Annotated in this window: 20 protein-coding genes and 2 tRNA genes; 16 read left to right on the plus strand and 6 right to left on the minus strand. The window is 57.8% G+C overall.

From position 1 onward, the window contains the following. Window positions 1–16: 16 nt before the first annotated feature. From glmM to pnp, 11 genes are all read left to right on the plus strand, one after another. Window positions 17–1,351 carry a phosphoglucosamine mutase gene (glmM, locus tag BW958_RS07560; RefSeq protein WP_076575130.1) on the plus strand — a complete coding sequence of 445 codons (1,335 nt, stop codon included), beginning with the start codon at window positions 17–19 and terminating at the stop codon, window positions 1,349–1,351. 211 nt (window positions 1,352–1,562) lie between these two features. Beyond that, on the plus strand, window positions 1,563–1,889 hold the full coding sequence (secG, locus tag BW958_RS07565) for a preprotein translocase subunit SecG (protein ID WP_076575131.1): 327 nt from the start codon (window positions 1,563–1,565) through the stop codon (window positions 1,887–1,889). 7 nt (window positions 1,890–1,896) lie between these two features. Continuing rightward, window positions 1,897–1,981: transfer RNA gene (locus tag BW958_RS07570), tRNA-Leu, on the plus strand. Between the two features lie 86 nt (window positions 1,982–2,067). Then, window positions 2,068–2,144: transfer RNA gene (locus BW958_RS07575), tRNA-Met, on the plus strand. 163 nt (window positions 2,145–2,307) lie between these two features. Then, the gene (gene rimP / locus BW958_RS07580) at window positions 2,308–2,766 is read left to right on the plus strand and encodes a ribosome maturation factor RimP (protein ID WP_083687270.1); all 459 of its coding nucleotides are present in this window, start codon (window positions 2,308–2,310) and stop codon (window positions 2,764–2,766) included. A 14-nt stretch (window positions 2,767–2,780) separates the two neighbouring features. Then, entirely contained in the window at window positions 2,781–4,280 is a 1,500-nt protein-coding gene (gene nusA, locus BW958_RS07585) for a transcription termination factor NusA (protein ID WP_076575133.1), read from the plus strand. 19 nt (window positions 4,281–4,299) lie between these two features. Further along, complete coding sequence (infB, locus tag BW958_RS07590; RefSeq protein WP_076575134.1) at window positions 4,300–6,999, plus strand: translation initiation factor IF-2; 2,700 nt, start codon at window positions 4,300–4,302, stop codon at window positions 6,997–6,999. 50 nt (window positions 7,000–7,049) lie between these two features. Next, the gene (rbfA, locus tag BW958_RS07595; RefSeq protein ID WP_076575135.1) at window positions 7,050–7,457 is read left to right on the plus strand and encodes a 30S ribosome-binding factor RbfA; all 408 of its coding nucleotides are present in this window, start codon (window positions 7,050–7,052) and stop codon (window positions 7,455–7,457) included. Window positions 7,458–7,459: 2 nt separating this feature from the next. Beyond that, window positions 7,460–8,410: a tRNA pseudouridine(55) synthase TruB gene (gene truB, locus BW958_RS07600; protein ID WP_076575136.1), complete on the plus strand. Its 951-nt coding sequence runs from the start codon at window positions 7,460–7,462 to the stop codon at window positions 8,408–8,410. Window positions 8,411–8,533: 123 nt separating this feature from the next. Beyond that, window positions 8,534–8,803, plus strand: a complete 270-nt coding sequence (rpsO, locus tag BW958_RS07605; protein ID WP_076575137.1) for a 30S ribosomal protein S15 — start codon at window positions 8,534–8,536, stop codon at window positions 8,801–8,803. A 219-nt stretch (window positions 8,804–9,022) separates the two neighbouring features. Then, window positions 9,023–11,104 carry a polyribonucleotide nucleotidyltransferase gene (gene pnp, locus BW958_RS07610; protein WP_372629378.1) on the plus strand — a complete coding sequence of 694 codons (2,082 nt, stop codon included), beginning with the start codon at window positions 9,023–9,025 and terminating at the stop codon, window positions 11,102–11,104. A 73-nt stretch (window positions 11,105–11,177) separates the two neighbouring features. Here pnp and BW958_RS07615 read toward each other — a convergent pair whose 3' ends face one another. The 5 genes from BW958_RS07615 to BW958_RS07635 form a co-directional block, all read right to left on the minus strand. Then, window positions 11,178–13,271, minus strand: coding sequence for an alpha-amylase (locus BW958_RS07615; RefSeq protein WP_076575139.1), 2,094 nt, complete (start codon window positions 13,269–13,271; stop codon window positions 11,178–11,180). A 152-nt stretch (window positions 13,272–13,423) separates the two neighbouring features. Next, a complete protein-coding gene (locus tag BW958_RS07620) occupies window positions 13,424–14,569 on the minus strand; it encodes a glycosyltransferase family protein (protein WP_076575140.1) in 1,146 nt (381 codons plus the stop codon). After that, entirely contained in the window at window positions 14,569–14,940 is a 372-nt protein-coding gene (locus tag BW958_RS07625) for a GtrA family protein (protein ID WP_076575141.1), read from the minus strand. The genes BW958_RS07620 and BW958_RS07625 overlap by 1 nt, the downstream gene beginning before the upstream one ends. Then, a complete protein-coding gene (locus BW958_RS07630) occupies window positions 14,937–15,929 on the minus strand; it encodes a glycosyltransferase family 2 protein (RefSeq protein WP_076575142.1) in 993 nt (330 codons plus the stop codon). Before BW958_RS07630 ends, BW958_RS07625 begins: the two co-directional genes overlap by 4 nt. Before the next feature lie 34 nt (window positions 15,930–15,963). Further along, window positions 15,964–16,491 (minus strand): hypothetical protein, encoded by a 528-nt coding sequence (locus BW958_RS07635; protein WP_076575143.1) that lies wholly within the window; start codon window positions 16,489–16,491, stop codon window positions 15,964–15,966. Window positions 16,492–16,759: 268 nt separating this feature from the next. Here BW958_RS07635 and BW958_RS07640 point away from each other — a divergent pair, with 268 nt between their 5' ends. The 4 genes from BW958_RS07640 to BW958_RS07655 all read left to right on the plus strand — a co-directional run bounded on the left by BW958_RS07640 (window position 16,760) and on the right by BW958_RS07655 (window position 20,050). Beyond that, complete coding sequence (locus BW958_RS07640; RefSeq protein WP_256701907.1) at window positions 16,760–17,533, plus strand: substrate-binding periplasmic protein; 774 nt, start codon at window positions 16,760–16,762, stop codon at window positions 17,531–17,533. Between the two features lie 35 nt (window positions 17,534–17,568). Beyond that, window positions 17,569–19,038, plus strand: a complete 1,470-nt coding sequence (locus BW958_RS07645) for a L,D-transpeptidase family protein (protein WP_076575364.1) — start codon at window positions 17,569–17,571, stop codon at window positions 19,036–19,038. Window positions 19,039–19,183: 145 nt separating this feature from the next. Beyond that, window positions 19,184–19,729 carry a peptidoglycan L,D-endopeptidase MepK gene (locus tag BW958_RS07650; RefSeq protein ID WP_076575145.1) on the plus strand — a complete coding sequence of 182 codons (546 nt, stop codon included), beginning with the start codon at window positions 19,184–19,186 and terminating at the stop codon, window positions 19,727–19,729. A gap of 69 nt (window positions 19,730–19,798) precedes the next feature. Then, window positions 19,799–20,050: a DUF3862 domain-containing protein gene (locus BW958_RS07655; protein WP_076575146.1), complete on the plus strand. Its 252-nt coding sequence runs from the start codon at window positions 19,799–19,801 to the stop codon at window positions 20,048–20,050. A 27-nt stretch (window positions 20,051–20,077) separates the two neighbouring features. On the opposite strand, the gene cysZ is transcribed toward BW958_RS07655, so the two are convergent. Further along, entirely contained in the window at window positions 20,078–20,830 is a 753-nt protein-coding gene (gene cysZ, locus BW958_RS07660) for a sulfate transporter CysZ (RefSeq protein ID WP_076575147.1), read from the minus strand. 98 nt (window positions 20,831–20,928) lie between these two features. Between cysZ and BW958_RS07665 the strand changes: the two genes are divergently transcribed. Beyond that, complete coding sequence (locus tag BW958_RS07665; RefSeq protein ID WP_076575148.1) at window positions 20,929–24,291, plus strand: AAA family ATPase; 3,363 nt, start codon at window positions 20,929–20,931, stop codon at window positions 24,289–24,291. Window positions 24,292–24,301: the final 10 nt, after the last annotated feature.

Consider the following 24,301-nt stretch of genomic DNA (forward strand, 5'->3'; position numbering starts at 1 on the left):
ACGAAAAGAGCACACAATGACAAGAAAGTATTTCGGGACCGACGGTGTCCGCGGCAAGGTTGGCGATTTTCCCATTACTCCTGATTTCGTCATGAAGCTCGGCTGGGCTGCCGGTCAGGTGCTGACCAAGCGCGGCACCAAGAAAGTGTTGATTGGCAAGGATACCCGTATCTCCGGCTATATGCTGGAAGCGGCTCTGGAGGCCGGCCTCTCTGCTGCCGGCTTGAAGGCAACCCTGCTCGGTCCGATGCCGACGCCGGCCGTGGCCTATCTGACCCGCACCTTCCGCGCCGAGGCGGGGATCGTGATCAGTGCCTCGCACAACCCCTATTACGACAACGGTATCAAGTTCTTCTCCGCCGATGGCACCAAACTGCCCGATGAGGTGGAGCTGGCTATCGAGGCCGAGCTGGATCAGGAGATCAAGTGCGTTGATTCCGCCCTGCTCGGTAAGGCGGTGCGCGTTGATGACGCCGCCGGCCGTTATATCGAATTTTGCAAGAGCACCTTCCCCTCCCACATGAGCCTCGATGGGCTCAAGATTGTGGTCGATTGTGGACATGGCGCCACCTATCACATCGCCCCGTCGGTTTTCCGCGAGTTGGGCGCCGAGGTCATTGCCATCGGCTGCACTCCAGATGGTCTCAATATCAATGAGGGGGTGGGCTCGACGGCGCCGCAGGCACTGGTTGCCAAGGTGCTCGAGAGTGGCGCAGACCTTGGTATCGCCTTTGATGGTGATGGCGACCGGCTCATGATGGTTGACCATACCGGCTATCTCATCGACGGTGACGAGATCCTCTATATCATTGCTCGTGATGCGCTGCGTAATGGCAAGCTCAAGGGCGGTGTGGTCGGCACCTTGATGGCCAACATGGGGCTGGAGCTGGCGCTGCAGACGCTGGGCATTCCGTTTGCTCGCGCCAAGGTGGGGGATCGCTACGTGCTGGAGATGATGGAAGAGAAAGGCTGGCGCATTGGCGGTGAAAACTCCGGCCACGTCATCTGCCTGGATCAAACCACCACCGGCGACGGTATTGTGGCTGGTTTGCAGGTGCTGGCCGCTATGCGTGCTGCCGAGTTGCCGCTTAGCAAGTTGCGCTCTGGCATGAGCAAATTCCCGCAAGTCCTTCTTAATGTGCGTTTTGCCGAAGGTGGCGATCCGCTGGCCGCTCGCTCGGTTCAAGACGAAGTGGCCAAGGTTGAGCAGGAGTTGGCAGGCCGTGGCCGCGTGTTGCTGCGCAAGTCCGGTACCGAGCCATTGATTCGGGTCATGGTGGAAGGTGAACACGAAGAGCAGGTTCGTGCCATGGCTGAACGCATCGTTGAACAGGTTAAATCGGCCATTTAAGCAGCATTTGAGGCGGCTTTTTGGCCGCCTTGATGGTATCTTGTTCAAACGATTCAAAAACTTCAAAAAAGTGCTTGTCAGTGCCGGGGGCGGTCGATATTATCTGCCTCGCTTTCGCAAGGGAGTGAAGATTCAAGCCTGGCGCGAATAAGCTGCGAGGCAAGCACGAATCTGAAATGGCCTGACGGCCCATTCCTAAAAGGTAAGTGAAATGTACGAAATTCTGTTGGTTCTTTATCTGCTGATTTCGCTGGGTCTGATTGGCTTGGTGATGGTGCAGCAAGGTAAGGGAGCTGATATGGGTGCCTCCTTTGGCGCCGGCGCGTCGAATACCATCTTCGGCTCGTCCGGTTCAGGTAACTTCCTGACCCGTACAACTGCGATTTTAGCAACTCTGTTCTTCGTGATTAGTCTCGTGCTGGGCAACCTCTCCACGCACAAGCCGAAACAGGGTAGCGAGTGGGAAAACCTGCAGCAAACCCAGCAGGTGGAAAAGACTGAAGCGCCGGTAAAGAAAGACGCTGACGTTCCCAACTAAGGTTTATGCCGTGGTGGTGAAATTGGTAGACACGCTATCTTGAGGGGGTAGTGCCTCACGGTGTGCGGGTTCGAGTCCCGCCCACGGCACCAATTTTGAAGTGACCCGATGCAAATCGGGATATCCTGAAATCTTGAAGCATCAAGTTTGAATGGATATAATCTCGCACGATTTCGGACGCGGGGTGGAGCAGCCTGGTAGCTCGTCGGGCTCATAACCCGAAGGTCGTCGGTTCAAATCCGGCCCCCGCAACCAAATTTCACGCTTTCCACTGCTCAGGAAAGCGGTCGCTGCGAGGCGACAATCAGGGTAAAGCGCCAAGCCCCGATTTGATATCGGGGCTTTTTGTTATGTGCGATTTACTCTGATCTGATCAGACCTGGGCTTTATGCCCTTTTTTGTTTTTCGGAGGGTGACTTTGGCTACCTTGGAACAACGTTTGACTGAGTTGTTTGCTACCCCGATCGAAGCGTTGGGCTTTGAGTTGTGGGGCATCGAATTTATTCGTGCCGGCAAACACTCCACTCTGCGTGTCTATATCGACAGCGAGAATGGTATCACCGTCGATAACTGTGCTGAGGTTAGTTATCAGGTTGGTGCACTGCTGGATGTGGAAGACCCCATCATCGAGGAGTATCACCTGGAAGTCTCCTCACCCGGACTGGATCGGATGCTGTTTAGCGTGGCCCAGTTCGAAAAATATGTGGGCCAGGAGGCGGCGATAACGCTTCGGATGGCTACAAACAATCGCCGCAAGTTCAAGGGCGTAATCAAAGCTGTTCAGGGCGATATGATCACTCTGACGGTCGATGGTAAGGACGAAGTACTGGCTTTCACCAACATTCAGAAAGCCAACATTGTGCCGCACTTTGGTTAACGAGGCTTTTCCACATGAATAAAGAGATTTTGCTGGTCGTTGACGCAGTTTCCAACGAAAAGGCCGTTCCTCGCGAGAAGATCTTCCAAGCGCTGGAGACCGCACTGGCCACCGCGACCAAGAAGAAATATGAAGGCGAGATCGAAGTACGTGTCGCCATCGACCGCAAGACCGGTGATTTTGATACGTTCCGCCGCTGGAAGGTGATTGGCGACCAGGCCGAGATGGAAAACCCGTACGCCGAGATCACCCTTGAAGCCGCTCAGGTTGAAGAACCGGAAATCCAGCTTGGTGAATATGTCGAAGATCAGATCGAATCGGTGACCTTCGACCGTATCACCACTCAGACCGCCAAGCAGGTTATCGTGCAGAAAGTGCGCGAAGCCGAGCGCTCCCAAGTCGTTGAGCAGTTCAAGGACAAGGAAGGCTCCATCATCAGTGGCGTGGTTAAAAAGAGTAATCGTGACAACGTGATTCTGGATCTCGGCAGCAACGCCGAAGCCGTGATCTTCCGTGATGACATGCTGCCGCGCGAAACCTTCCGCCCGGGTGACCGTGTTCGCGGTCTGCTCTATGCCGTTCGTCCGGAAGCGCGTGGTTCCCAGCTGTTTGTCAGCCGCTCCAGCCCGGACTTCCTCAAAGAGTTGTTCCGTATTGAAGTGCCGGAAATCGGTGAAGAGGTTATCCAGATCATGGGTGCGGCTCGTGACCCGGGTTCCCGCGCCAAGATCGCGGTAAAAACCAATGATCGTCGTATCGATCCGATCGGTGCCTGTATCGGTATGCGTGGTGCTCGTGTTCAGGCGGTTTCCGCTGAACTGGGTGGCGAACGTGCTGATATCGTGCTGTATGATGACAACCCGGCTCAGTACGTCATCAATGCCATGGCTCCGGCCGATGTGGCTTCCATCATTGTGGATGAAGATCGCCACACCATGGACATCGCGGTGGAAGCAGCCAACCTGGCGCAAGCCATCGGCCGTAACGGTCAAAACGTGCGCCTGGCTTCCCAGCTGACCGGTTGGGAGCTGAACGTCATGACCGTTGAGGACATGCGTACCAAGCACCAGGCCGAAAATGATCGCATCATCAGCCTCTTCACCAATGCACTCGATATCGACGACGACTTTGCCGAGATGCTGATGGAAGAGGGTTTCTCCACCCTGGAAGAGATCGCCTATGTACCGGTAGCAGAGCTGCTGGCCATTGACGGTCTGGATGAAACCATGGTGGAAGAGCTGCGCAAGCGTGCCAAGGACGCTCTGACGACCAAGGCACTGGCCAGCGAAGAGTCCCGGGAAGGGGTTGAACCGACTGAAGAGCTGTTGGCTCTGCAAGGGCTGGATCACCCGACCGCTTATGCCCTGGCTGCCCGTGGCATCGGTACCCTGGAAGACCTGGCAGAGCAAGGCATTGATGACCTTGCTGATATCGAAGGGCTGACCGCCGAGAAGGCCGGTGAGCTGATTATGGCTGCTCGCAATATCTGTTGGTTCGGAGAGCAGTCTGAGTGAGATCAAACGGAGGTAATGAATGGCAGAAGTCACAGTAAAACAACTTGCCACTGACATCGACACACCGGTTGATCGTCTTCTCCAGCAGTTTGCAGCGGCCGGTATCGACAAGAGCAAGGCCGACGATATGGTTAGCGAGTCTGAAAAGCAGACTCTGCTGACCCATTTGAAAAAACAGCATGGTGGTGACGAGACCGTTGCGCCTGCCCGCATGACCTTGCAGCGCAAGACCAAGAGCACTCTGAGTGTTCAGGGTACCGGCGGCAAGAACAAGGAAGTGCAGGTAGAAGTGCGCAAGTCTCGCACCTATGTGAGACGCTCGGCGCTGGAAGATCAACAGCGTCAGGAAGCCGAAGACACAGCGCGTTTGGAAGCAGAAGAGAAAGCCCGCCACGAAGCCGAAGAAAAGGCTCGTCGTGAGGCTGAAGAGAAGGCTCGCCTTGCGGCTGAGCAGACTCGCCTGGAAGCTGAGGAAAAGGCGCGAATCGAGGCAGAGAAAAAGGCTCGACAGGCTCAACCACAGCCCGCCAAAGCCGCCGATAGCAAAGCTCAGCAAGAGGCAGAGAAGATGGCCAAGCGCGAAGCAGAAGAACTGAAGCGCCAACAGGAAGCAGCCGCCATTAAAAAAGCGGAAGAACTGGCAGCCGCCAAGGCGGAAGAAGCCCGCCGTATGGCTGAAGAAAACGCGGCCCGCTGGGCTGAAGAAGATGCCAAGCGTGCCACCGAGAGCAGTGACTATCACGTCACTACCTCCATGCATGCTCGTGCAGCTGAAGATGAAGAAGACAGCAAGGAAGAGAGCCGCCGTCGTACTGCCGCTGCTGCCAAGGGTCCCAAGAAGACCGGCCGCCGCGAAGACGACCGTGATGATCGTTCCCGCGACCCGCGTGCTCGCAAGGGCAAGCGTGGCAAGATGGCTACCCCGAACGCCATGAAGCACGGCTTTAACAAGCCGGCTGCTCCGGTCAACCGCGAAGTGGTGATCGGCGAAACCATCAGTGTGGCCGAACTGGCTAACAAGATGGCCGTCAAGGGCGTGGAAGTCATCAAGGCCATGATGAAGATGGGCGCCATGGCGACCATCAACCAGGTGATCGATCAGGAGACCGCCCAACTGGTGGCCGAAGAGATGGGTCACAAGGTAGTACTGCGTCGTGAGAACGAGCTGGAAGAAGCCGTTCTGTCTGACCGTGACGAGACCTCCGAAGCCAAGCCGCGCGCACCGGTTGTGACCATCATGGGTCACGTTGACCACGGTAAGACTTCGCTGCTCGACTACATCCGTAAGGCCAAGGTTGCTGCTGGCGAAGCCGGTGGTATTACCCAGCACATCGGTGCGTATCACGTACAAACCGAAAGCGGCATGATCACCTTCCTGGATACCCCGGGTCACGCGGCGTTTACCTCGATGCGTGCTCGTGGTGCCAAGGCGACCGATATCGTGGTTCTGGTTGTAGCGGCCGATGACGGCGTCATGCCGCAAACCATCGAAGCTATCCAGCACGCCAAGGCTGCCGGTGTGCCGCTGGTCGTGGCGGTGAACAAGATTGACAAGCCGGAAGCCGATCCGGATCGCGTTAAGACCGAGCTGGCTCGTTATAACGTGATGTCCGAAGATTGGGGCGGTGATAGCCAATTCGTCCACGTCTCCGCCAAGAGCGGTGAAGGTATCGACGAGCTGCTCGAAGCCATCCTGATCCAGGCCGAAGTGCTTGAGCTCAAGGCCGTGGTTGATGGCATGGCCAGCGGTGTGGTCATCGAGTCCTTCCTCGACAAGGGCCGTGGCCCGATTGCTACCGTGCTGGTACAAGAAGGTACCCTGCGTCAAGGCGACATCGTGCTGTGTGGTCTCGAATACGGTCGTGTTCGTGCCATGCGTAACGAACTGGGCAAAGAGATCAAGGAAGCCGGTCCTTCCCTGCCGGTGGAAATTCTGGGTCTGTCTGGTGTTCCGTCTGCCGGTGACGAAGCTACCGTTGTACGTGACGAGAAGAAGGCCCGTGAAGTGGCTCTCTATCGTCAAGGCAAGTTCCGCGAAGTCAAGCTGGCTCGCCAGCAGAAGGCCAAGCTGGAGAACATGTTCGCCAACATGACCGAGGGCGAAGTGTCCGAAGTCAACGTGGTGCTCAAGGCCGACGTACAGGGCTCCGTGGAAGCAATCTGCGACGCACTGGTCAAGCTCTCCACCGACGAAGTGAAGGTGAAGATTGTGGGTTCCGGTGTCGGTGGTATCACCGAAACCGACGCTACCCTGGCTGCTGCTTCCAGCGCGATCTTGGTGGGCTTCAACGTCCGTGCCGACGCGTCTGCCCGCAAGGTTATCGATGCTGAAAGCCTGGATCTGCGTTACTACTCGGTCATCTATGATCTGATCGACGAAGTGAAGCAGGCCATGAGCGGTATGCTGGCTCCGGAATACAAGCAGGAGATCATCGGTCTGGCCGAAGTGCGTGACGTGTTCAAGTCGCCCAAGTTCGGTGCTGTTGCCGGCTGTATGGTCACCGAGGGCGTGGTCAAGCGCTCCAACCGTATCCGTGTGCTGCGTGACAACGTGGTTATCTACGAAGGTGAGCTGGAATCTCTGCGCCGCTTTAAGGATGACGTCAACGAAGTCAAGAACGGCTACGAGTGCGGTATCGCGGTTAAGAACTACAATGACGTGCGGGTCGGCGACCAGATTGAAGTTTACGAGACGGTGGAAATCCAGCGTACTCTGTAACTCAAACGTCTACTGGGGGGCTGCGGCCCCCCTTTATCGCAGGTATCAACATGGCGAAAGAATTCAGTCGGACCCGTCGGGTCGGACAACAGATCCAGCGTGAAATCGCGCTGATTCTGCAGCGCGAGATGAAAGATCCGCGCATCGGGATGGTGACTGTGTCGGACGTAGAGGTCTCGCGAGATCTCAACTACGCCAAGGTCTATGTCACCTTCTTGCAACTGGACAACGATGCTGAACGCATCAAGGAAGCCCTGGCCATTCTGACCGAGGCTGCCGGTTATATTCGCAGTCTGCTTGGCAGTGCCATGCGTCTGCGTGTCGTACCTGAACTGCGGTTCTACTACGACGAAACCCTGGTAGAAGGGATGCGCATGTCCAACCTGGTCAGCACGACCATCCGGGACGACAAGCGCCGCATGGCCGAAGCTGGCCGCTCTGAAGAGGAAGAAAACTGAAGATGTCTCGAAGACGTCGTTTCAAGGGCCGTGAAGTGCACGGCATTTTGCTGCTCGACAAACCGGCCGGGTTGACCTCCAACGATGTGTTGCAGCAGGTCAAACGGATTTACAACGCCGCCAAGGCCGGTCACACCGGTGCGCTCGATCCTCTTGCCACCGGTATGCTGCCCATCTGTTTGGGCGAAGCGACCAAGTTTTCCCAGTTCCTGCTCGACGCTGACAAGCGTTATCAGGTCACTGCCAAGCTGGGTGTGCGTACCGATACCAGCGACGCCGATGGCGCCGTCGTATCGACCCGCCCGGTCAATGTGGCAACTGGCGACATCATCGAAGCGCTCGACAAGTTCCGCGGTCCCATCATGCAGGTGCCGTCGATGTATTCGGCGCTCAAGCACAATGGCCGTCCGCTCTACGAATATGCCCGTGAAGGCATCGAGATCGAGCGTGAAGCCCGCCCCATTACCATCTATGAGCTCAAGCTCATCAGTGTGGAAGGGGACGAGATCAAGATGGAAGTGCACTGCAGCAAGGGCACCTACATCCGCTCTCTGGTCGACGATCTGGGCGAACTGCTCGGCTGTGGCGCTCACGTCACCGCCCTGCGCCGTACCCAGGTTGCCCAGTATCCCTATGACCGGATGCTGACACTGGAACAGCTCGAGTGCATCTTCGAGCACGCCCGTGCCCAGACCGTGCCGCCGCGCGAGCATCTCGACCCGCTGTTGCTGCCGATGGACACCGCAGTTGCCTCGTTGCCGGAAGTCAATTTGCAGCCAGCTGTGGCCGCTTACGTCAACCAGGGCCAGGCGGTTCAGGTGGCGGGGGCGCCGCAAGAAGGGCTGGTGCGCATGACCGTTGGCACCGAGCGCGAATTTATCGGGGTCGGTGAAATCGACGATGATGGCCGTGTGGCTCCGCGCCGCCTGGTCCGTCTCGGCGAAGAAGAGTGACCCCTTGGCGGTGTGCCATCCTGTCGTTGCCAAGTCTGGCAAAGATGGTATCATACCGCCCTCATTTCACGGCTGAATTAGAGATTGGCTGTGAACCTTTAAACACTCTGCTGGAGTACTGACATGTCTCTAAACGCTGAAATCAAGGCTCAAATCGTTGCCGAACACGCTCGTGGCGCCAACGACACCGGTTCCCCCGAGGTTCAGGTAGCCCTGCTGACTGCCCAGATCAACCACCTGCAAGATCACTTCAAGCAGCACGCCAAGGACCACCACGGTCGTCGCGGTCTGCTGCGCATGGTTTCCCAGCGTCGTAAGCTGCTGGACTACCTGAAGCGCAAGGACTCCGAGCGTTATGCCGCTCTGATCGCCAAGCTGGGTCTGCGTCGCTAATCGACGGCAAGATTTCAAGCAAGAGGGGGAACCGCAAGGTTCCCCCTTTTTTTCATTACCAATTCGGGACTTGGCCCCTGTTGCGCCGTTACCTTTTGGTATGAATCAAGTATACTTGTGCGCGAAATTTGAAGGCCAAATTGATAAAAGGAAATTCACGTGAATCCTATTGTAAAGTCTTTCCAGTACGGTCAACACACCGTCACTCTCGAAACCGGCATGATGGCCCGCCAGGCCACCGGTGCGGTCATGGTCAGCATGGACGACACCTGCGTGTTCGTTACCGTGGTAGGCAAGAAAGAGGCTGATCCCGGCCGCGATTTCTTCCCGCTGACTGTTAACTACCAGGAGCGTACCTACGCTGCCGGTCGTATCCCGGGTGGTTTCTTCCGTCGTGAAGGCCGTCCGAGCGAGGGTGAAACCCTGATCGCGCGTCTGATTGACCGCCCGATCCGTCCGCTGTTCCCGGAAGGCTTCCTCAATGAGGTTCAGGTGGTTGCCACTGTGATGTCGGTAAACCCGCTGGTTTCCCCGGACATCGTTGCCATGATCGGTGCCTCTGCCGCCCTGGCTGTTTCCGGCATTCCGTTCAACGGCCCGATCGGTGCTGCCCGCGTTGGTTACCTCAATGGCCAATACCTGCTGAACCCGACCGTGAAAGAGCTGGAAACCAGCCAACTGGATCTGGTTGTTGCCGGTACTGCCAGCGCCGTGCTGATGGTTGAATCTGAAGCCGCCATTCTGCCGGAAGACGTGATGCTGGGCGCCGTGGTGTATGGCCACGAGCAACTGCAAACCGTTATCTCTGCCATCAAGGAATTTGCCGCAGAAGCTGGCGCCACGCCGTGGGCCTGGGTTGCTCCTGCTGTTAACCAGTCCCTGAAGGACCAGGTTGCCGCGCTGGCCACTAGCGATCTGGGTGAAGCCTATCGCATCACCGAGAAGGCTGTTCGCTACGAAGCCATCGCTGGCATCAAGCAACGTGTTGTTGAGCAGATGGTTGCTGCTGACGCCTCGCTGGATCCGAAGAAGATCGGCGAAGAGTTCCACAACCTGGAAAGCCGCATCGTGCGTGGCCGTGTTGTGCGTGGCGAACCGCGTATCGACGGTCGTGATCCGCACATGATCCGTGCCCTGAACGTGGCCACTGGCGTACTGCCGCGTACTCACGGCTCTGCCCTGTTCACCCGTGGTGAAACCCAGGCGCTGGTCGTTGCCACCCTCGGTACCGAGCGTGATGCCCAGAACATCGACGAGCTGACCGGCAACCGCGCCGATCGCTTCATGCTGCACTACAACTTCCCGCCCTATTGCGTGGGTGAAACCGGCATGATGGGTAGCCCGAAGCGCCGCGAAATCGGTCACGGCCGTCTGGCCAAGCGCGGCGTTGCTGCCGTGATGCCGAGTGCCGACGAATTCCCGTACGTGGTTCGTGTGGTGTCTGAAATCACTGAATCCAACGGCTCCTCCTCCATGGCTTCCGTGTGCGGCTCCTCGCTGGCACTGATGGACGCCGGTGTGCCGATCAAGGCTTCCGTCGCCGGTATCGCCATGGGTCTGGTGAAGGAAGAAGACGGTTTCGTGGTTCTCTCCGACATCCTGGGTGACGAAGACCACCTGGGCGACATGGACTTCAAGGTAGCCGGTACCACCGAAGGTGTGACCGCGCTGCAGATGGACATCAAGATCGAGGGTATCACCAAGGAGATCATGCAGATCGCCCTGAAGCAGGCTCGTGAAGCCCGTCTGCATATCCTCAAGGTTATGGATGAAGCCATCAGCGCTCCGCGTGCCGAGATCTCCGATTTCGCTCCGCGCATCCACACCATCAAGATCAACCCGGAGAAGATCAAGGACGTCATCGGTAAGGGTGGCTCTGTGATCCGTGCTCTGACCGAAGAGACCGGCACCAACATCGAGCTCGATGATGACGGTACTGTCCGCATCGCCGCTGTTGATGGTGATGCCGCCAAGGAAGCCATCCGTCGTATCGAAGCGATCACTGCCGAAGTGGAAGTGGGTCGTATCTACGAAGGTAAGGTGGTTCGTCTGGCTGACTTCGGTGCCTTCGTCAACATCCTGCCGGGCAAGGATGGTCTGGTGCACATCTCCCAGATCACCGACGAGCGCGTGCAAAACGTGGCTGACTACCTCAAGGTTGGCGATGTGGTGAAGGTGAAGGTACTGGAAGTTGACCGTCAAGGTCGTGTCCGTCTCTCCATCAAGGAAGCCAACACCAGCGTCGCTCCGGCTGCTGCTGAGGCTCCGGTTGCCGCTGCTGATGAGCCGGCTGCTGAATAAGGGATTATCCCTGCTAAAAAAACCGCCCATTCGGGCGGTTTTTTTATTCTTTGCGATTGGCCACTAACGTAAGTCAGCGGGATGGCCGACCGGCAAACACCACCACAACCTTGTCACTGCCCTTCTCGCGCACAAAGGCATAGGGCGCATCAGAGAGCTTCTGGTGAGTTCCGGCCGCGATAGCCGGGTGATGAGCGCGGAACTGCCCGAGCTTTTGCCAGTGAGCCAGCAGTGCTGCGTTATCGCCTTGGGCCAGTTCGCTCCAGTTCATATCACCGCGCACGCCTTGATCGAACACGCCGCCATCTTTGACCAATCCGCGCCCCGACTCATCACCGTAATAGACCTGAACGCCGCCTGGCAGTAGCAGAAAGCTGTTGGCAACCCTGCGCTGCAACGCCAGATCCTGATAATCCCCAAAGAACAGCTTGGTATCGTGGGAGGAGATATAGCTCAGCACATTGAAGTGCGCATCGCGGTTAATGTGCTCGGCGTAAGAAGCGTAAGTTTGCTCCGCCTGACTCATACATTGCGCCTGCGTGAGTGCTCCTTCGCGCTGGTAGTCAAAGTTGATCAACGAATCGAAACCGTTTTGGTACCAGAAATCCTTGCTCACCCCGTGGTCCCACACTTCCCCGACCATATAGAAAGGGAGATCGTCGAGTTTCTTGTCAGGATGGGCCGCTTTCCACTCTTTGAGTGCAGCCGTTCCGGCCTGTTTGAGCTTGGCCCAGAGTGCGGGCTCCAGATGTTTGACCGTATCGGCGCGAAAGCCGTCGATCCCAAAGCGGCGTACCCAGTCCGAGTGCCACTGAACCAGATAATCGCTGACGGTGGCGTTTGTCAGTGGCTTCGCCCGGGTATCTTGCTTGTGCTGCAAGAATGGGGGCAGGGTGACGGGTTTATCCGATTCGGTTAGAAAGTCTGGCAGACCGGCGACAGTGCCGGTGACATCATCGGTGCCGGGTTTGGGGTAGCCGGGCAGATCGGCGCGCACCCAATGTTCACCCCACCAGTTGCGCCAGGCGCTGGATTGGTAGTCAAGAGCGCTGTGATAGCCATGCCAGCTCTCTCCAGCAGCCGGTTTCCAGTCGCTCCAGCGTGCTGGCAAGGCGTTGGGACGACTGACTACCTCGGTCAGCCCCAAGTCTTGCAAATCAGCCAAGGTGGCGTAACCGGCATGGTTCATCACCACGTCGAGCAAGACACGGATGCCACGCCGGTGGGCTTCATCCACCAGAGTGCGCAGGCTCTCCTCGTCGCCGTAGTTGGGGTCTATCTTGGTGAAATCCAGCGCCCAGTAGCCGTGGTAGGCATAGAAAGGAAAAGAGCCTTGCTCACCACCACCGATAAAACCATGTACCTGCTCGACCATGGGGGTGATCCAGATGGCATTCATGCCGAGCGCCTTGATGTAATCGAGCTTCTCGGTCAGCCCCTTGAAATCACCACCATGCCAGGTGGCTATATCGTCCTGGCCATCTCTTTGTCGACCGAAACTGTGATCATTAGTTGGGTCGCCGTTATTAAAGCGGTCGGTCAGCAAAAAATAGACGCTGGCCTGATCCCAGCTAAAGGGGGCCGGCTGCGCCTTGCCGGTGGGCTCTAGCAGCAGTACGCCCTCACTTTCTCGTAGTGGTGTCAGGGTGATATGCCCTTGGGTCACGGTGGCTTGCTGGCCGCTGTAGGCATCGCGCAGCTGGGTGCCATCCGGCCACACCTTGGCCAGATTAACCGTGACCGGACCGCCATTCCAGCTGGCACAGGCGACCTCTGGCGGTGTGCGTTTCACCACGGCTGCCTTGGTGGCGCGCAGCACCCGCAAAGAGCCATTTTCTTGATTAAAACTAAACTGATAATCCCCCGGCAGCAGCACTTTCAGGGTAAAAGCTCGCTCACCGGCGCAAGTGGTCAGGGATTGGTTCGACCCAAAGGGGAGTGGGGCATCTTGCGCGGGGCCGAAGGTGAAATCACAGCTGCGCTGCTTATCGGCAATCTGGATGCGATAAGAGCCTTTGGCAAGGTGCTGCGTCACTTGCTGCTCGCCTGCTTTCGCGGTAAAGGGTTGGTCCACCGGCTGATTATCCACCATCAGAAACAGCGCTGGGGCGCAGTGGACTGAGTGGGAAAACAGGGCGAGAGCGAGAACAGAGAGGGCGCGGCGCATGTGGAGCTCCTTGCAGACCAGGCAACGGGCCACATTCTAGGCAGGGAAAATTCAGATGGTTACTGCGTGAGAACAGTTCTGTGAAGCAGGTTGAAATGACAACGGTTTCAACAAGATAGAGAGAAGCGGGGCCCTGTGGCCCCGCTATGTATTTAGACGGTGAAGAACTTGAAGTTGACGAAGGCTACTGCGATAAACGATGACACAGTCGCGCAGACGCACAACATGGCGGGGCGAATGGCCGGCCAGCGCTGCGCAAACAACACCAGTGCCAGCATGGTCGGATAGAGACCGAACATGTAGCGCGGGATGGCGTTCAGGCCGGTGGTCAACGGCACCGTGCAGCAAATAAACATCATCAGAGCTTCGGCCCAGCGGCGGTTGCCGAGCAGCCACAGGTTAAGCAGCCAACCAAAGACCACCATGATAGAGAGGTAGAGTTTGCGTCCACCCAGTTCAAAACCGGTCATCCACCAGTCCAGCGGACTGTCCATGTAACGGCCCCAGGCAATCTGGATATGCTTGAAGGCAAAGGCGTCACCGGTCAGGTGGTAGAGATAGAACATGTAGGCAAACAAGCCGAGCGGAATCATCCACAGGGCAAACACCACGGCAAAGGCGCGTTCGGTAAAGCGGAAGAACTCGCGCCAGCCATAGGCTTGCAGCGCCAGGATCAGCACCGGGAACACCATCATCACGCCGAGGTTACGGGTGCCGGAGATGAGCACGCCGATGATACCCACCCACACCCACTGCTGCCGGTAGGCAAACAGGAACATGAGTAGCATAAACAGCATGAACATTGACTCGCCGTAGCCAGATGCGAAATAGGCCGAGAAGGGGGAGAAGGCCAGCAGCCAGACGCCAAAGCGGGCAGTGGCTTCGTCCATCTTCAGTTGGCGCAGCACCAGCAGCATGGCCGGCAGCGCAAAGAAGAATGCCACGTTGGCGACCAGCATCAGGGAGATCAGGGTGTCACCAATAAACTTGGCGACAAAGCCACTGAGCATGGGATAGAGCGGCATGAAGGCCCAGTTGGCCGCATTGCCCTTGGTGAGCCAACGCGGGTAGAGATCGTAGCCGTTCTCGATGATGCGCAGGAACCAGACGCAGTCAAACTGGCAGTAAGCCTGGAACGGACCCAGACTCGGGTTGGTGCCGTACAGTTGAACGCCGGCATAACCCAGTCCATACAGCGCAATACGGCTTAGCAGGAATGCTGCTATGACCAGCCACCAGTCACGGCCGCCAAGACGCAGGGAGGGACGATAAGGTCCCGTCAGTGCAGATTCAGTCATCAGGCGAATACCCAGATTCTCGACAATACGTAGGTCAGGATGGTCACTGTCAGGGTGGCGATAACGACTGGCAGCAGGCCAGCCATTCCCCCCCACAGCAGACCGCTCAGGATCAGGTTACGCACCACCAGTGAGAAGAGGGCGACCAGCAGAAACTTGCTGGCAGCACCCTGCTTCTGAAACGTGATGTAGCGATGGCCAAAGAACGAAAACCAGAATGCGACTGCAAACGCGATGGTGGTCACCAGGTGCTCGGAGATGCCCGGCCAGGTGTGGAAAAGGGCAAACGACGTGCCCAAATCCACCAAGGTGGCGCCGCCACCGACAAACCCGAACCGGACCAGACGCCAGAACTCGTCACGCGATATCATTGCGCGTCTTGCTCCGTTGCCGCCTGTTCACTGTCACGACGGGCGTATTCACCATACACGCCTTCAATCAGATAAACCGGGCGCTGCTTCACTTCCACAAACATGCGACCGATGTATTCACCGATGATACCCAGCGAGATGAGCTGAATACCGCCGAGAAACAGCATGACGGACATCAGGGAGGCGTAACCGGGCACGTCGATACCGAAGAACAGCACCTGGGTGATGATCTTGAGGATATAGAGAAACGCGACCAGAGATACGCCGACACCGACGTAGCTCCACACCCGCAGCGGCCAGCTCGAGAAGCTGAGTACGCCGTCGAGGGCGAAGTTCCACAGCTTCCAGTAGTTGAACTTGGTCTCGCCAGCATGGCGGGCCGGACGCTCGTAGGGAACACCGACCGAGCGAAAGCCTGCCCAGGCAAACAGACCCTTCATGAAGCGGTTGCGCTCTGGCAGTTGCTTGATGGCTTCCACCACACGGCGGTCGATCAAGCGGAAGTCACCGGCATTTTCCGGCAGCTTGGTCTGGCTGGAGAGCGCGTTGAAGAAACGGTAGAAACCGCCGGCCGTGACCCGCTTCATCGGGGTATCGGCACTGCGGTCAACACGGATGCCATAGACGGTGTCGTAGTTGCCGGTTTGCCACAGCTTGACGAACTCCAGGATCAGGGCTGGAGGATCCTGCAGATCCACGTCCATCGGAACCACAGCGTCACCCTTGGCCTGATGCAGGCCGGCCGTCAGGGCTGCTTCTTTGCCGAAGTTACGGGCAAGGTTAACCAGCGTGACACGCGGGTCGCGAGTAATGGCTTGCTCGACAACCTCACGGGTCCGATCGCGGCTACCATCGTTGACAAATACAATCTCGAGCTGGTCCTTGAGCGGCTCCAGTTCTTTGTCGATGGCGGCGATGAACGCATCGATACTCTCTTCCTCGTTATAGACAGGAACTACCAGCGAGAGCCGGAAAGAAGTATTCGACATGGAATGACATCCTTAGCTTAGGAAATAGCGCTTGTTATTGTGCTGCTTGCATCTGCACGGTTTGAACATTCAGGGGTTCAGGCGTGGAGATAGCCAGATAGTTGGGCTGCTTGGGATCGGTGCTCAGGTGATCACCCGGCAGGTCGAGACGAATTTCGTTCAACCCCTGCTTGGCCAACTTGATGGTCGTGCTCCAGTCGTGCAGGGCAATCTTGATCAACGTTCCGGCCTTGGGGTTATCTACCTTGGCCAGCACGGTCAGGGTCTCGGGCTTCTTGGGTAGCACGAAATAGAGACCGCCATCACCTTGCAGACGGGTTCCGTGTTCGCCGGGCTTACCATCCCAGCCTTCACGCGACAGGAATCGGCTCGGAGTGCTGAGATCGAGCTCGTTACCGTGGTAGACCAGATCCGAGTTGTACTCCCAGAATTTGGTCTTACCCTCCATATAATAATAACGATAGGCAAGGCTGACTTGGGGGTGGACAGCCAGATAGAGGGTGTAGAGATAGAACCCGCTCAGGGCCAGGATGGCAGAGGCAAAAACGGCTCTCTTGTACATGACAACTCTCTATAAATTCTTTACGCGACGCCAACGGGGCGATTCCCCGCCAATGCTAAAGGATTTGCGGAAAAAGCCTAGGGGATCACAAAAATAAATCCGGATCATATGTTACCCCTTTATGTTTACCTGGTGCAAAGATTGTGCAACGCCGATATGACTTAATCGGAACCTGATTGGTTGGTTGTCTGTGTTCTCCATGAGTGGTGAAATGAGCGACCACAGGAGGCTCATAAGGGACTTTATGATGATGCGATTGTGCGCTCTGATGCTTCTGCTGACGGGCAATCTGGCCTGGGGCGCCTGCGACCATCCTTGGCGGGTAGGATATGATAACTGGCCGCCCTATCACTATTACCTCAAACCCGGTGAATCGGTGCAGGGGTTTGCTGCTGCCGTGTTGCAAGGGACGGCTCGTCAGATGGGGTGCTCGGTTCAGTTTGTCGAGCGGCCGTGGAAGCGAACGCTGCAACTGGTGGCCAGCGGAGACCTCGATATGGCGATGGAGGCTGCGTTTACCGACGAGCGTGCCCGTTATGCCTATTTTTCCGCTGCCTATAATCCAGGTGGCACCCTGTTGTGGGTCAAGGCGTCAGATCGTCACAGCGACAGTACCCTGAGTCGCTGGTTGGAGCAGGGACGGCGCTTGGGTACCACGCGTGATTTTTTCTACGGTGACGCGGTCATGAGCGAACTGGCACGCTATCCCGGCCTGGTGTCGCCACTGGTGAGTGAACAGCAAAACTACGGCAAGTTGCTGCGTGGCCGCATTGATGGCTTTCTGGGCGATGCGTTGGCCACCCATTGGGGACTGCAGCAGCAGGGACTCACCCAGCAGATTGTTCCGCTAGCCACCCGAGTTTCTGCCATGCCGTCTCACTTCATGCTGAGCAGAAAGCATTTCGCCCCGGCCTTTGTGACAGATTTCAACGCAGCGCTGGCTGCCTTTCTACGCAGTGCAGAGTATGATGCGCTGCTGCGTCGATATGCACCGGCAGTGATCCATCCTCTATCGACGCCGTCACCCGCCGCGCAAGGCTAGGTGACACAGGGATGGCTGGGTATTTTGAGGTGACTATGGGAATGAGGTTCTGGCTGGCACTGGCTGCCTGGTTGTCGTGCTGGCCTGCCGTATCGGCTCAGGCGCAGGAGCATGTGCCGGTTTCGGATGCAACAGAGCAGCTCTCGCATAGCTGGATGACAGAAGAGGCCGCTCGTAACGAGCTGACCGAACAACTGTTTGAAGCTGCGCTGGCTCAGTTGCACCCGGATTTTGTCCGTTTGTGGAAAACGTTGCAGCGCACACCTGCCGCGCAGCGTGGTCCTGTCTATGATGAGGCGTTTAGCACGCTGGCTCGTTTCCAGCAGCGCTGGCGCAGCCTGGATTTTGTTGCACGCGAGCAAATAGGAAGCATGACGCTCAATCTGGCGGGGGCTACCCCGGTTCCGCCCGGTCGCGATCTGCTTGAGGCGGTGACCTCGCTGCGTCCAGCGGTTGCCGAATACAACGCCGTGCGTTCTCAGGTGAAGAAGTTGGTGGCGTTGCCAATGGCCGAACGCTGGCCGTCGGTCTCCACGCCCTCTTTGCATGAAGGCGATGCATCGCCGGCACTGGACAATATTCGTGACATTCTGGTCGCCCTCGGTGACCTGCCTCGCGATCATCAGCGGGGCGATGTCTACAGCGGTGACATCTTCAGCGCAGTCAAGACCTTCCAGGCCCGTCACGGCCTGACGGCTGACGGAGTGGTTGGGCGGCAGACCCAAAAATGGCTCAACACCGGCCCTGAAGAGCGGGCTCGTCTGCTGCTGCGTAACCTGTGGCGGCGGGATGTGGTCGATCGTCTGCCGGATCAGCGTTACGTGCTGGTCAATATTCCCGACTATCGCCTGAGCGTGGTCGAGAAGGGCAGTGAGATCTTCACCAGCCGCGTGATCGTTGGTCAGCAGCTGCGGGCTACCCCAATTCTGGCCAGCGAGATCCGTTCGGTCGTGATTAATCCGGCTTGGCATGTGCCGCGCTCAATCTTGAGCAAGGACATTTTGCCCAAGCTGGCCAAGGACCCCGGTTATCTGGCCAGTCAGCAGCTGGAAGTGATCGACGAGCAGGGTAATCCGGTGGCACTGAGCGCCGAGCAGTGGAGCCAGGCGCTGGCTAGTGGCTTCCCCTATCGGTTGCGGCAAAAGCCGGGCGATCACAACGCGCTCGGTCGCTACAAGTTCTATCTGCCAAACAATGACTCCATTTATCTGCATTCCACACCCAAAATGGGGCTGTTTGATCAGGGTGCTCGCGCTCTTAGCTCGGGTTGCGTGCGAGTGGAAAAAGCCGAAAGTCTGGCCGAATTGTTGTTGGGGGCTACGCCGAAAAAGCTCGACGAGATTCAGGATCTGCTCAAAGAGACCACCACCCGCTGGATGCCGCTCACTTCGCCAGTCCCGGTCTTCACCGTTTACTGGAGTAGCTGGGTGGATGGTGCGGGCACGCAGCATTTTCGCAATGACATTTATGGGTTCGATCAAGGCAGCTTCAAGAGCGTCCTTTAACCCCATTTTCCTGTGACCATGATCACAAAAAAGGACGCCAGACTGTGACTTGGCGTCCTTTTTTACGCCCCGGGTTTGACTCGACTCGTCGCCAGCCGGTAGTTTCGGACGGTCATATCACTTTATGGGAAGGAGTGCCGGTCGGATGCTGGATTTGGGGCTGAATCGCCGAAAACTGCTGCTGGGAGCCGGTTGCTTGCTAACTGCCGGTTTGATGCCGCAGACGGCGCTAGCCAGCCGCAGTACCTCCAGCCGTGAACTGGTTATCCATAATCTCAATACCGGTGAAAAGGTCAGTGCCAGCTATTGGGAAAACGGACGTTATCTCAAGGATGGCATGGCCGAACTCAACCATGTCCTGCGCGATCATCGCCGCAACGAAGTGATCGACATGGATCCCCATCTGTTCGATCAACTGTTCCTGCTGCAGCATAAGCTCGATCGCAAAGGCTATTTTGAGCTTATCAGCGGTTATCGCTCGGCCCAGACCAATAACAGCAAGCGTAAAGTGAGTCGCGGTGTGGCCAAGCACAGCTACCATACGCTTGGACAGGCTGTTGATGTGCGGGTGCCGGGGGTGGCACTTAATCATCTGCGCCAAGCCGCACTGCAACTACAGGTGGGTGGTGTTGGTTATTATCCACGCGACAATTTCGTACACCTCGACACCGGTCCGATACGCCACTGGTAATGCTTTTCCACTATCCTTTCTGACTCGCGGCCGCCCTGTTGACGGCCGTTTGTTATTGGATGGGGCGCGATGAAACGTATAGCAACCGTTCTGCTGCTAGCGAGCCTGCTCGGCGCATGCAGCAAGGTCGATCTCAAACACTACGATCAGCTCAAAATCGGGATGAGCCAGGATGAGGTGACCGCCTTGCTGGGTAAGGCCGATCAGTGTGATGACCTGCTTGGCACCCGGCAGTGCAGCTGGGGTAAAGAGGGGCGCAATATCAAGGTGCAGTTTCTCGCCGGTAAGGCGGTACTGTTTAGCGCCGCCGGACTGGAATAACAGAAGAGGGGCTTGTGGCCCCTCATGTTATTTCACTTTCTCGCGCATCTCGTCGACCCACAGCGCAGTGGCCCCGCAGATGGCCACCGGCATCACGAACAGATTGACCACTGGGATGGCCGAAAACAGGGTGACCAGCGCACCAAAGCTCAGGCACTTGCCTCTGTGCTGCTTGAGGGTGTCGCGCATGGTGACAAAATCGACCTTATGGTTGTCAAACGGATAATCCACATACTGCACAGCCATCATCCAGGCGCTAAGTAAAAACCAGAGCACGGGCGCCACTGTGTGTCCAACCACAGGGATCAGAAACAGGATCAGGCAGCCAATGGCTTTGGGCAGATAGTACTTGAGCTTGGCCCACTCGCGGCGAAAGGTGCGCGGCATATCCTTTACAACATCAACCATCCCGCTATCCGCTGGCCCCACACCGGTTAACTCGCGCTCCACTCTCTCGGCCAGCAAGCCGTTAAACGGCGCGGCAATCCAGTTGGCCACCGAGCTGAACAGAAACGAGAAGATAATCAGTATGCTCAGTAGTGCCAGCGGCCAGAGCAGGTAATTGAGCCAGGAGAGCCAATCTGGAACCAGCCCATGTAGCCAGGTAAACAATTTGTCCAACTGCAGCAGCAGGGCATAAAAAGCGCCGGCAAACAGCACCATGTTGACCAGCAACGGGATCAACACAAAGGCGCGAATACCGGGACGGTTGATAAGCGAGAAACCGCGCAGAAAATAGGCGGCGCCGCCAACCGGTTGATGCAGCGGGGATTGCGTCATGTGAGTATCCATTTATGGCTGAAAGTCTTCGCATATTACAAACAAGCCCTTGATTTGGTAAAGTTGCCAGCCAATTCCTTCCTGTTTGTCGCGACTGCATGCGTCTGAAATTGATCAAGCTTGCCGGTTTCAAGTCGTTTGTGGAGCCGACCACCCTGCATCTGGCTGCCGACATGACGGCGGTCGTTGGTCCCAATGGTTGCGGCAAATCCAATGTCATCGATGCGGTGCGCTGGGTGCTGGGCGAAAGTTCGGCGCGTCATCTGCGCGGCGAGAACATGACCGATGTCATCTTCAACGGCTCGACCAACCGCCCGGTTCACTCGCGCGCCTCGGTTGAGCTGGTGTTCGACAATCCCCATCAGCGGGTGCCCGGCGAGTTTGGCCGCTTCACTGAAATTGCGGTGCGGCGCGAGGTCTATCGTGACGGCACCAACCACTACCTCATCAATGGTCAGAAGTGTCGCCGTAAAGACGTCACTGACCTGTTTCTCGGGACGGGGCTCGGCCCGCGCAGCTACGCCATCATCGAACAGGGCACTGTCAGCCGACTGGTGGAGTCGCGTCCGGCCGATCTCAAGCTGTTTCTGGAAGAGGCGGCCGGCGTTTCGCGCTACAAGGAGCGGCGCCGTGAAACCGAGCAGCGTATCCGCCACACCCGCGAAAACCTCGAGCGGCTTGGTGATATTCGCAGTGAGCTCGGCGAGCGGTTGCAGCATCTTAAGGCGCAGGCTGAGACGGCCGAACACTATGGTCGGTTAAAGGCGCGCAGTCGTGAGGCGCGCTCCCATCTGATGGGGGCCGAGCTGTGGGGTATCGAACAGCGCCTTGGCGAGATCAAGGGGCAGACCAGTGAGCAGGAGCGGCAGCTGGCCGAGCTGGATGCGCGGCGCACCCACGATGAAGCGCAGGCGCTGATCATGGCAACCCGCCGTCAGGAGTTGCAAGCCGAGCAGGCCGAGCGGCAACAACAGATCTTTCTGGGCGGGCAGGCGATTGCCCGACTGGAGCAACAATCGTTGCACCATAGCGAGCAGCAGCGTCAGTGGCAGAGTCGTCAGGGCTCATTGGCTGAGCGCAAAACCGAGCTGCAGGCCAAGCTGGCCGAAGAGCTGGCCGCCCATGAGCAGGCTGAGCAGGGTCAGGAGCGTGCCAGCGGCGAGCTTGAGCTGGCTCAGGCGCAGCAGGATGAAGCCCAGCTACGCCAGCAAGAGGGGGCGGCGCAGCAAGAAGAGGCGCGCCGCCAGCGAGATAGCTGGCAGCAACAATATGGCGAGCTGCAGCGCGAGGTGTCGGCGCTGCGCTCGCGTCTGGCCCATGGACAAGAGATGCAGGCGCGCACCCGCCTGGCCCGATTTCGACTGGAAGAAGAGTTGGCTCAGCACGGTGATGAGCCGACGGCCGCCGACCCGGCGCCCCTTGAGCAGCTGCGTAGCGACGCCAAGGCCCGGCTGCAGGAGCTGGAAGCCAAACGCGATGAGCTGGTTGAGCTGCGCCAGCAACACAAAGAGTCATGGCATGCAGCAGAGAGTCGGCATCGCGAAGCGTTAGCCCGGTTACAGACCCTCGATGCCCTGCTGGGTGAACGCTCTGCTGAAGGGCTGGTGCAGCAACTGATCCTCGATGAGCGCTGGGCGCCGGCGCTGGATAAGGTGCTTGGCCACTGGCTGACCGCCACGGTGGGTGATAGCTGGTTCGACGCGAGCCAGGGGCGCTGGATTGGTCAGGCGCCATCGGCTCGCCCCGGCACGCTGGCCTGCTGGGTCAAAGGGACCTTTCTGCCCGATTTTCTCAACGCCATCTATACCGCCGAGAGCCGCGCCGAGGCGCAGTCCCGTGTCACGGACCTGTCACCCGGTGAGTCCATCATCACGCCAGAAGGGATCTGGATTGGCAGCAACTGGATCGATGCCGGCGGTGAGCAGCGACTCGGGACGCTGGCCATGCTGGCCGAGCGTGACCGCCTCGCGCAAGAGAGCACCGAGCAGAGCGCGCAGCTAGCGAGGCAGGACGCCGCATTGCAGCAACTGCAATTAGCTCTGCAGGATCATCAAGCAACCCTGTCGCAGGCGCAGACCGAGTTTGCTCAGGCTGATGCGACGTGGCAGCAGGCGCGCCAACTCTGGTTACAACAAGAGGGGCGCCTGACTGAACGAACGCTGCGTCAGCAGCAGATCGTCACTGAACGGGAAGCGCTCACCGCTCAGCTGGAAGAGGAGCTGGCGGCCGAGCAGGAAGGGCAGGAGCAACTGCAGCTGGCGCAGGCGCGGCTGGAAGAGTGGCAAGAGCAGGGTGAGCAGTGGCAGCAGGCACAAGAGCAAACCAGAGCGCGTCTGGCCGAGCTCGATAGCCAGTTGGCGCGTGCTCGCCAGCAGCGTGAAGAGCGCCAGGCACTGCTGCAACGCTTGACTCTGGAGCTGGAAAACCGCAGCAAAATGGTGGCGCTGCATCAAGGCGAGCTGGCTCGTCTTGAGCAGGAGAGCCTTGAGCTCGCCGCGCCGCAAAGCGACGCCCCGGTCGATCTGGCGCCGCTGCTCGCCGCCCAGCGCGAGCTTGATGCAGCCCAACTGCGTACCCATCAGGCGCTGGCCGAGCTCGATACTCGCTGGCAGGCACTCGATGCCCAGCGCCAGCAGGATCACAAGACGCTGGTGACCTTGCAAGAAACACTGGCCCAGCTGCGGCTGGAGCGTGAACGCTTGCTGACGCGCCGTCAGGCGCTGCATGAGCAGCTTGAAGAGTTGGGCATTCGCTTTGTCGACCTCGATCCGGCGCTGCTGTTACAGGCCGATCGCAGCAAATTGCGCCAGGAGATCCAGGCGCTGGAAGAGCAGGTAGGGGCGCTGGGTGCCATTAATCTGGCTGCTTTGCAGGAGTATGAAGAGGCGCGAACGCGCGCCGATTATCTGGAAAACCAGTGTCAGGATCTGGAAGCAGCACTGGAAACACTGGAGCAGGCCATCCGCCGAATCGATCGGGAGACACAAATCCGCTTCCGAGACACTTTCGATAAGGTCAATGAAGATTTAAAATCGTTGTTTCCAAAGGTTTTTGGCGGTGGCAGTGCTTGGCTCGAGCTCACCTCCGATGATCTGCTGGAGGCGGGAGTCACCATCATGGCGAGACCTCCCGGCAAAAAGAATGCTACCATCGCCCTGCTGTCTGGGGGTGAGAAGGCCTTGACTGCCTTGGCACTGGTCTTCGCAATCTTTAGACTCAATCCGGCACCTTTTTGTATGCTGGATGAGGTGGATGCACCGCTTGATGAAGTGAACGTCGGTCGCTTCTGTTCTCTTGTCAAAGAGATGTCAAGCACAGTACAGTTCGTCTACATCAGTCATAATAAGGTCTCCATGGAGATGGCTGAGCAGCTGGTCGGCGTGACGATGCAAGAGCCCGGGGTTTCGCGCATCGTCTCGGTTGATATTGGTGAAGCCGTCGCTCTGGCTGAACAAAACTAGAAAGAGAAGC

It is taken from the genome of Aeromonas sp. RU39B (genome assembly GCF_900156095.1).
In the GTDB taxonomy this organism is placed as follows: Bacteria; Pseudomonadota; Gammaproteobacteria; order Enterobacterales; family Aeromonadaceae; genus Aeromonas.

What these genes read in the sequence shown, in the direction of transcription:
- glmM (WP_076575130.1), top strand. Translation starts at nt 17, where the DNA reads ATGACAAGAAAGTATTTCGGGACCGACGGTGTCCGCGGCAAGGTTGGC.
- secG (WP_076575131.1), top strand. Translation starts at nt 1,563, where the DNA reads ATGTACGAAATTCTGTTGGTTCTTTATCTGCTGATTTCGCTGGGTCTG.
- nusA (WP_076575133.1), top strand. Translation starts at nt 2,781, where the DNA reads ATGAATAAAGAGATTTTGCTGGTCGTTGACGCAGTTTCCAACGAAAAG.
- infB (WP_076575134.1), top strand. Translation starts at nt 4,300, where the DNA reads ATGGCAGAAGTCACAGTAAAACAACTTGCCACTGACATCGACACACCG.
- rbfA (WP_076575135.1), top strand. Translation starts at nt 7,050, where the DNA reads ATGGCGAAAGAATTCAGTCGGACCCGTCGGGTCGGACAACAGATCCAG.
- truB (WP_076575136.1), top strand. Translation starts at nt 7,460, where the DNA reads ATGTCTCGAAGACGTCGTTTCAAGGGCCGTGAAGTGCACGGCATTTTG.
- rpsO (WP_076575137.1), top strand. Translation starts at nt 8,534, where the DNA reads ATGTCTCTAAACGCTGAAATCAAGGCTCAAATCGTTGCCGAACACGCT.
- pnp (WP_372629378.1), top strand. Translation starts at nt 9,023, where the DNA reads ATGATGGCCCGCCAGGCCACCGGTGCGGTCATGGTCAGCATGGACGAC.
- BW958_RS07615 (WP_076575139.1), bottom strand. Translation starts at nt 13,271, where the DNA reads ATGCGCCGCGCCCTCTCTGTTCTCGCTCTCGCCCTGTTTTCCCACTCA.
- BW958_RS07620 (WP_076575140.1), bottom strand. Translation starts at nt 14,569, where the DNA reads ATGACTGAATCTGCACTGACGGGACCTTATCGTCCCTCCCTGCGTCTT.
- BW958_RS07625 (WP_076575141.1), bottom strand. Translation starts at nt 14,940, where the DNA reads ATGATATCGCGTGACGAGTTCTGGCGTCTGGTCCGGTTCGGGTTTGTC.
- BW958_RS07630 (WP_076575142.1), bottom strand. Translation starts at nt 15,929, where the DNA reads ATGTCGAATACTTCTTTCCGGCTCTCGCTGGTAGTTCCTGTCTATAAC.
- BW958_RS07635 (WP_076575143.1), bottom strand. Translation starts at nt 16,491, where the DNA reads ATGTACAAGAGAGCCGTTTTTGCCTCTGCCATCCTGGCCCTGAGCGGG.
- BW958_RS07640 (WP_256701907.1), top strand. Translation starts at nt 16,760, where the DNA reads ATGCTTCTGCTGACGGGCAATCTGGCCTGGGGCGCCTGCGACCATCCT.
- BW958_RS07645 (WP_076575364.1), top strand. Translation starts at nt 17,569, where the DNA reads ATGGGAATGAGGTTCTGGCTGGCACTGGCTGCCTGGTTGTCGTGCTGG.
- BW958_RS07650 (WP_076575145.1), top strand. Translation starts at nt 19,184, where the DNA reads ATGCTGGATTTGGGGCTGAATCGCCGAAAACTGCTGCTGGGAGCCGGT.
- BW958_RS07655 (WP_076575146.1), top strand. Translation starts at nt 19,799, where the DNA reads ATGAAACGTATAGCAACCGTTCTGCTGCTAGCGAGCCTGCTCGGCGCA.
- cysZ (WP_076575147.1), bottom strand. Translation starts at nt 20,830, where the DNA reads ATGACGCAATCCCCGCTGCATCAACCGGTTGGCGGCGCCGCCTATTTT.
- BW958_RS07665 (WP_076575148.1), top strand. Translation starts at nt 20,929, where the DNA reads ATGCGTCTGAAATTGATCAAGCTTGCCGGTTTCAAGTCGTTTGTGGAG.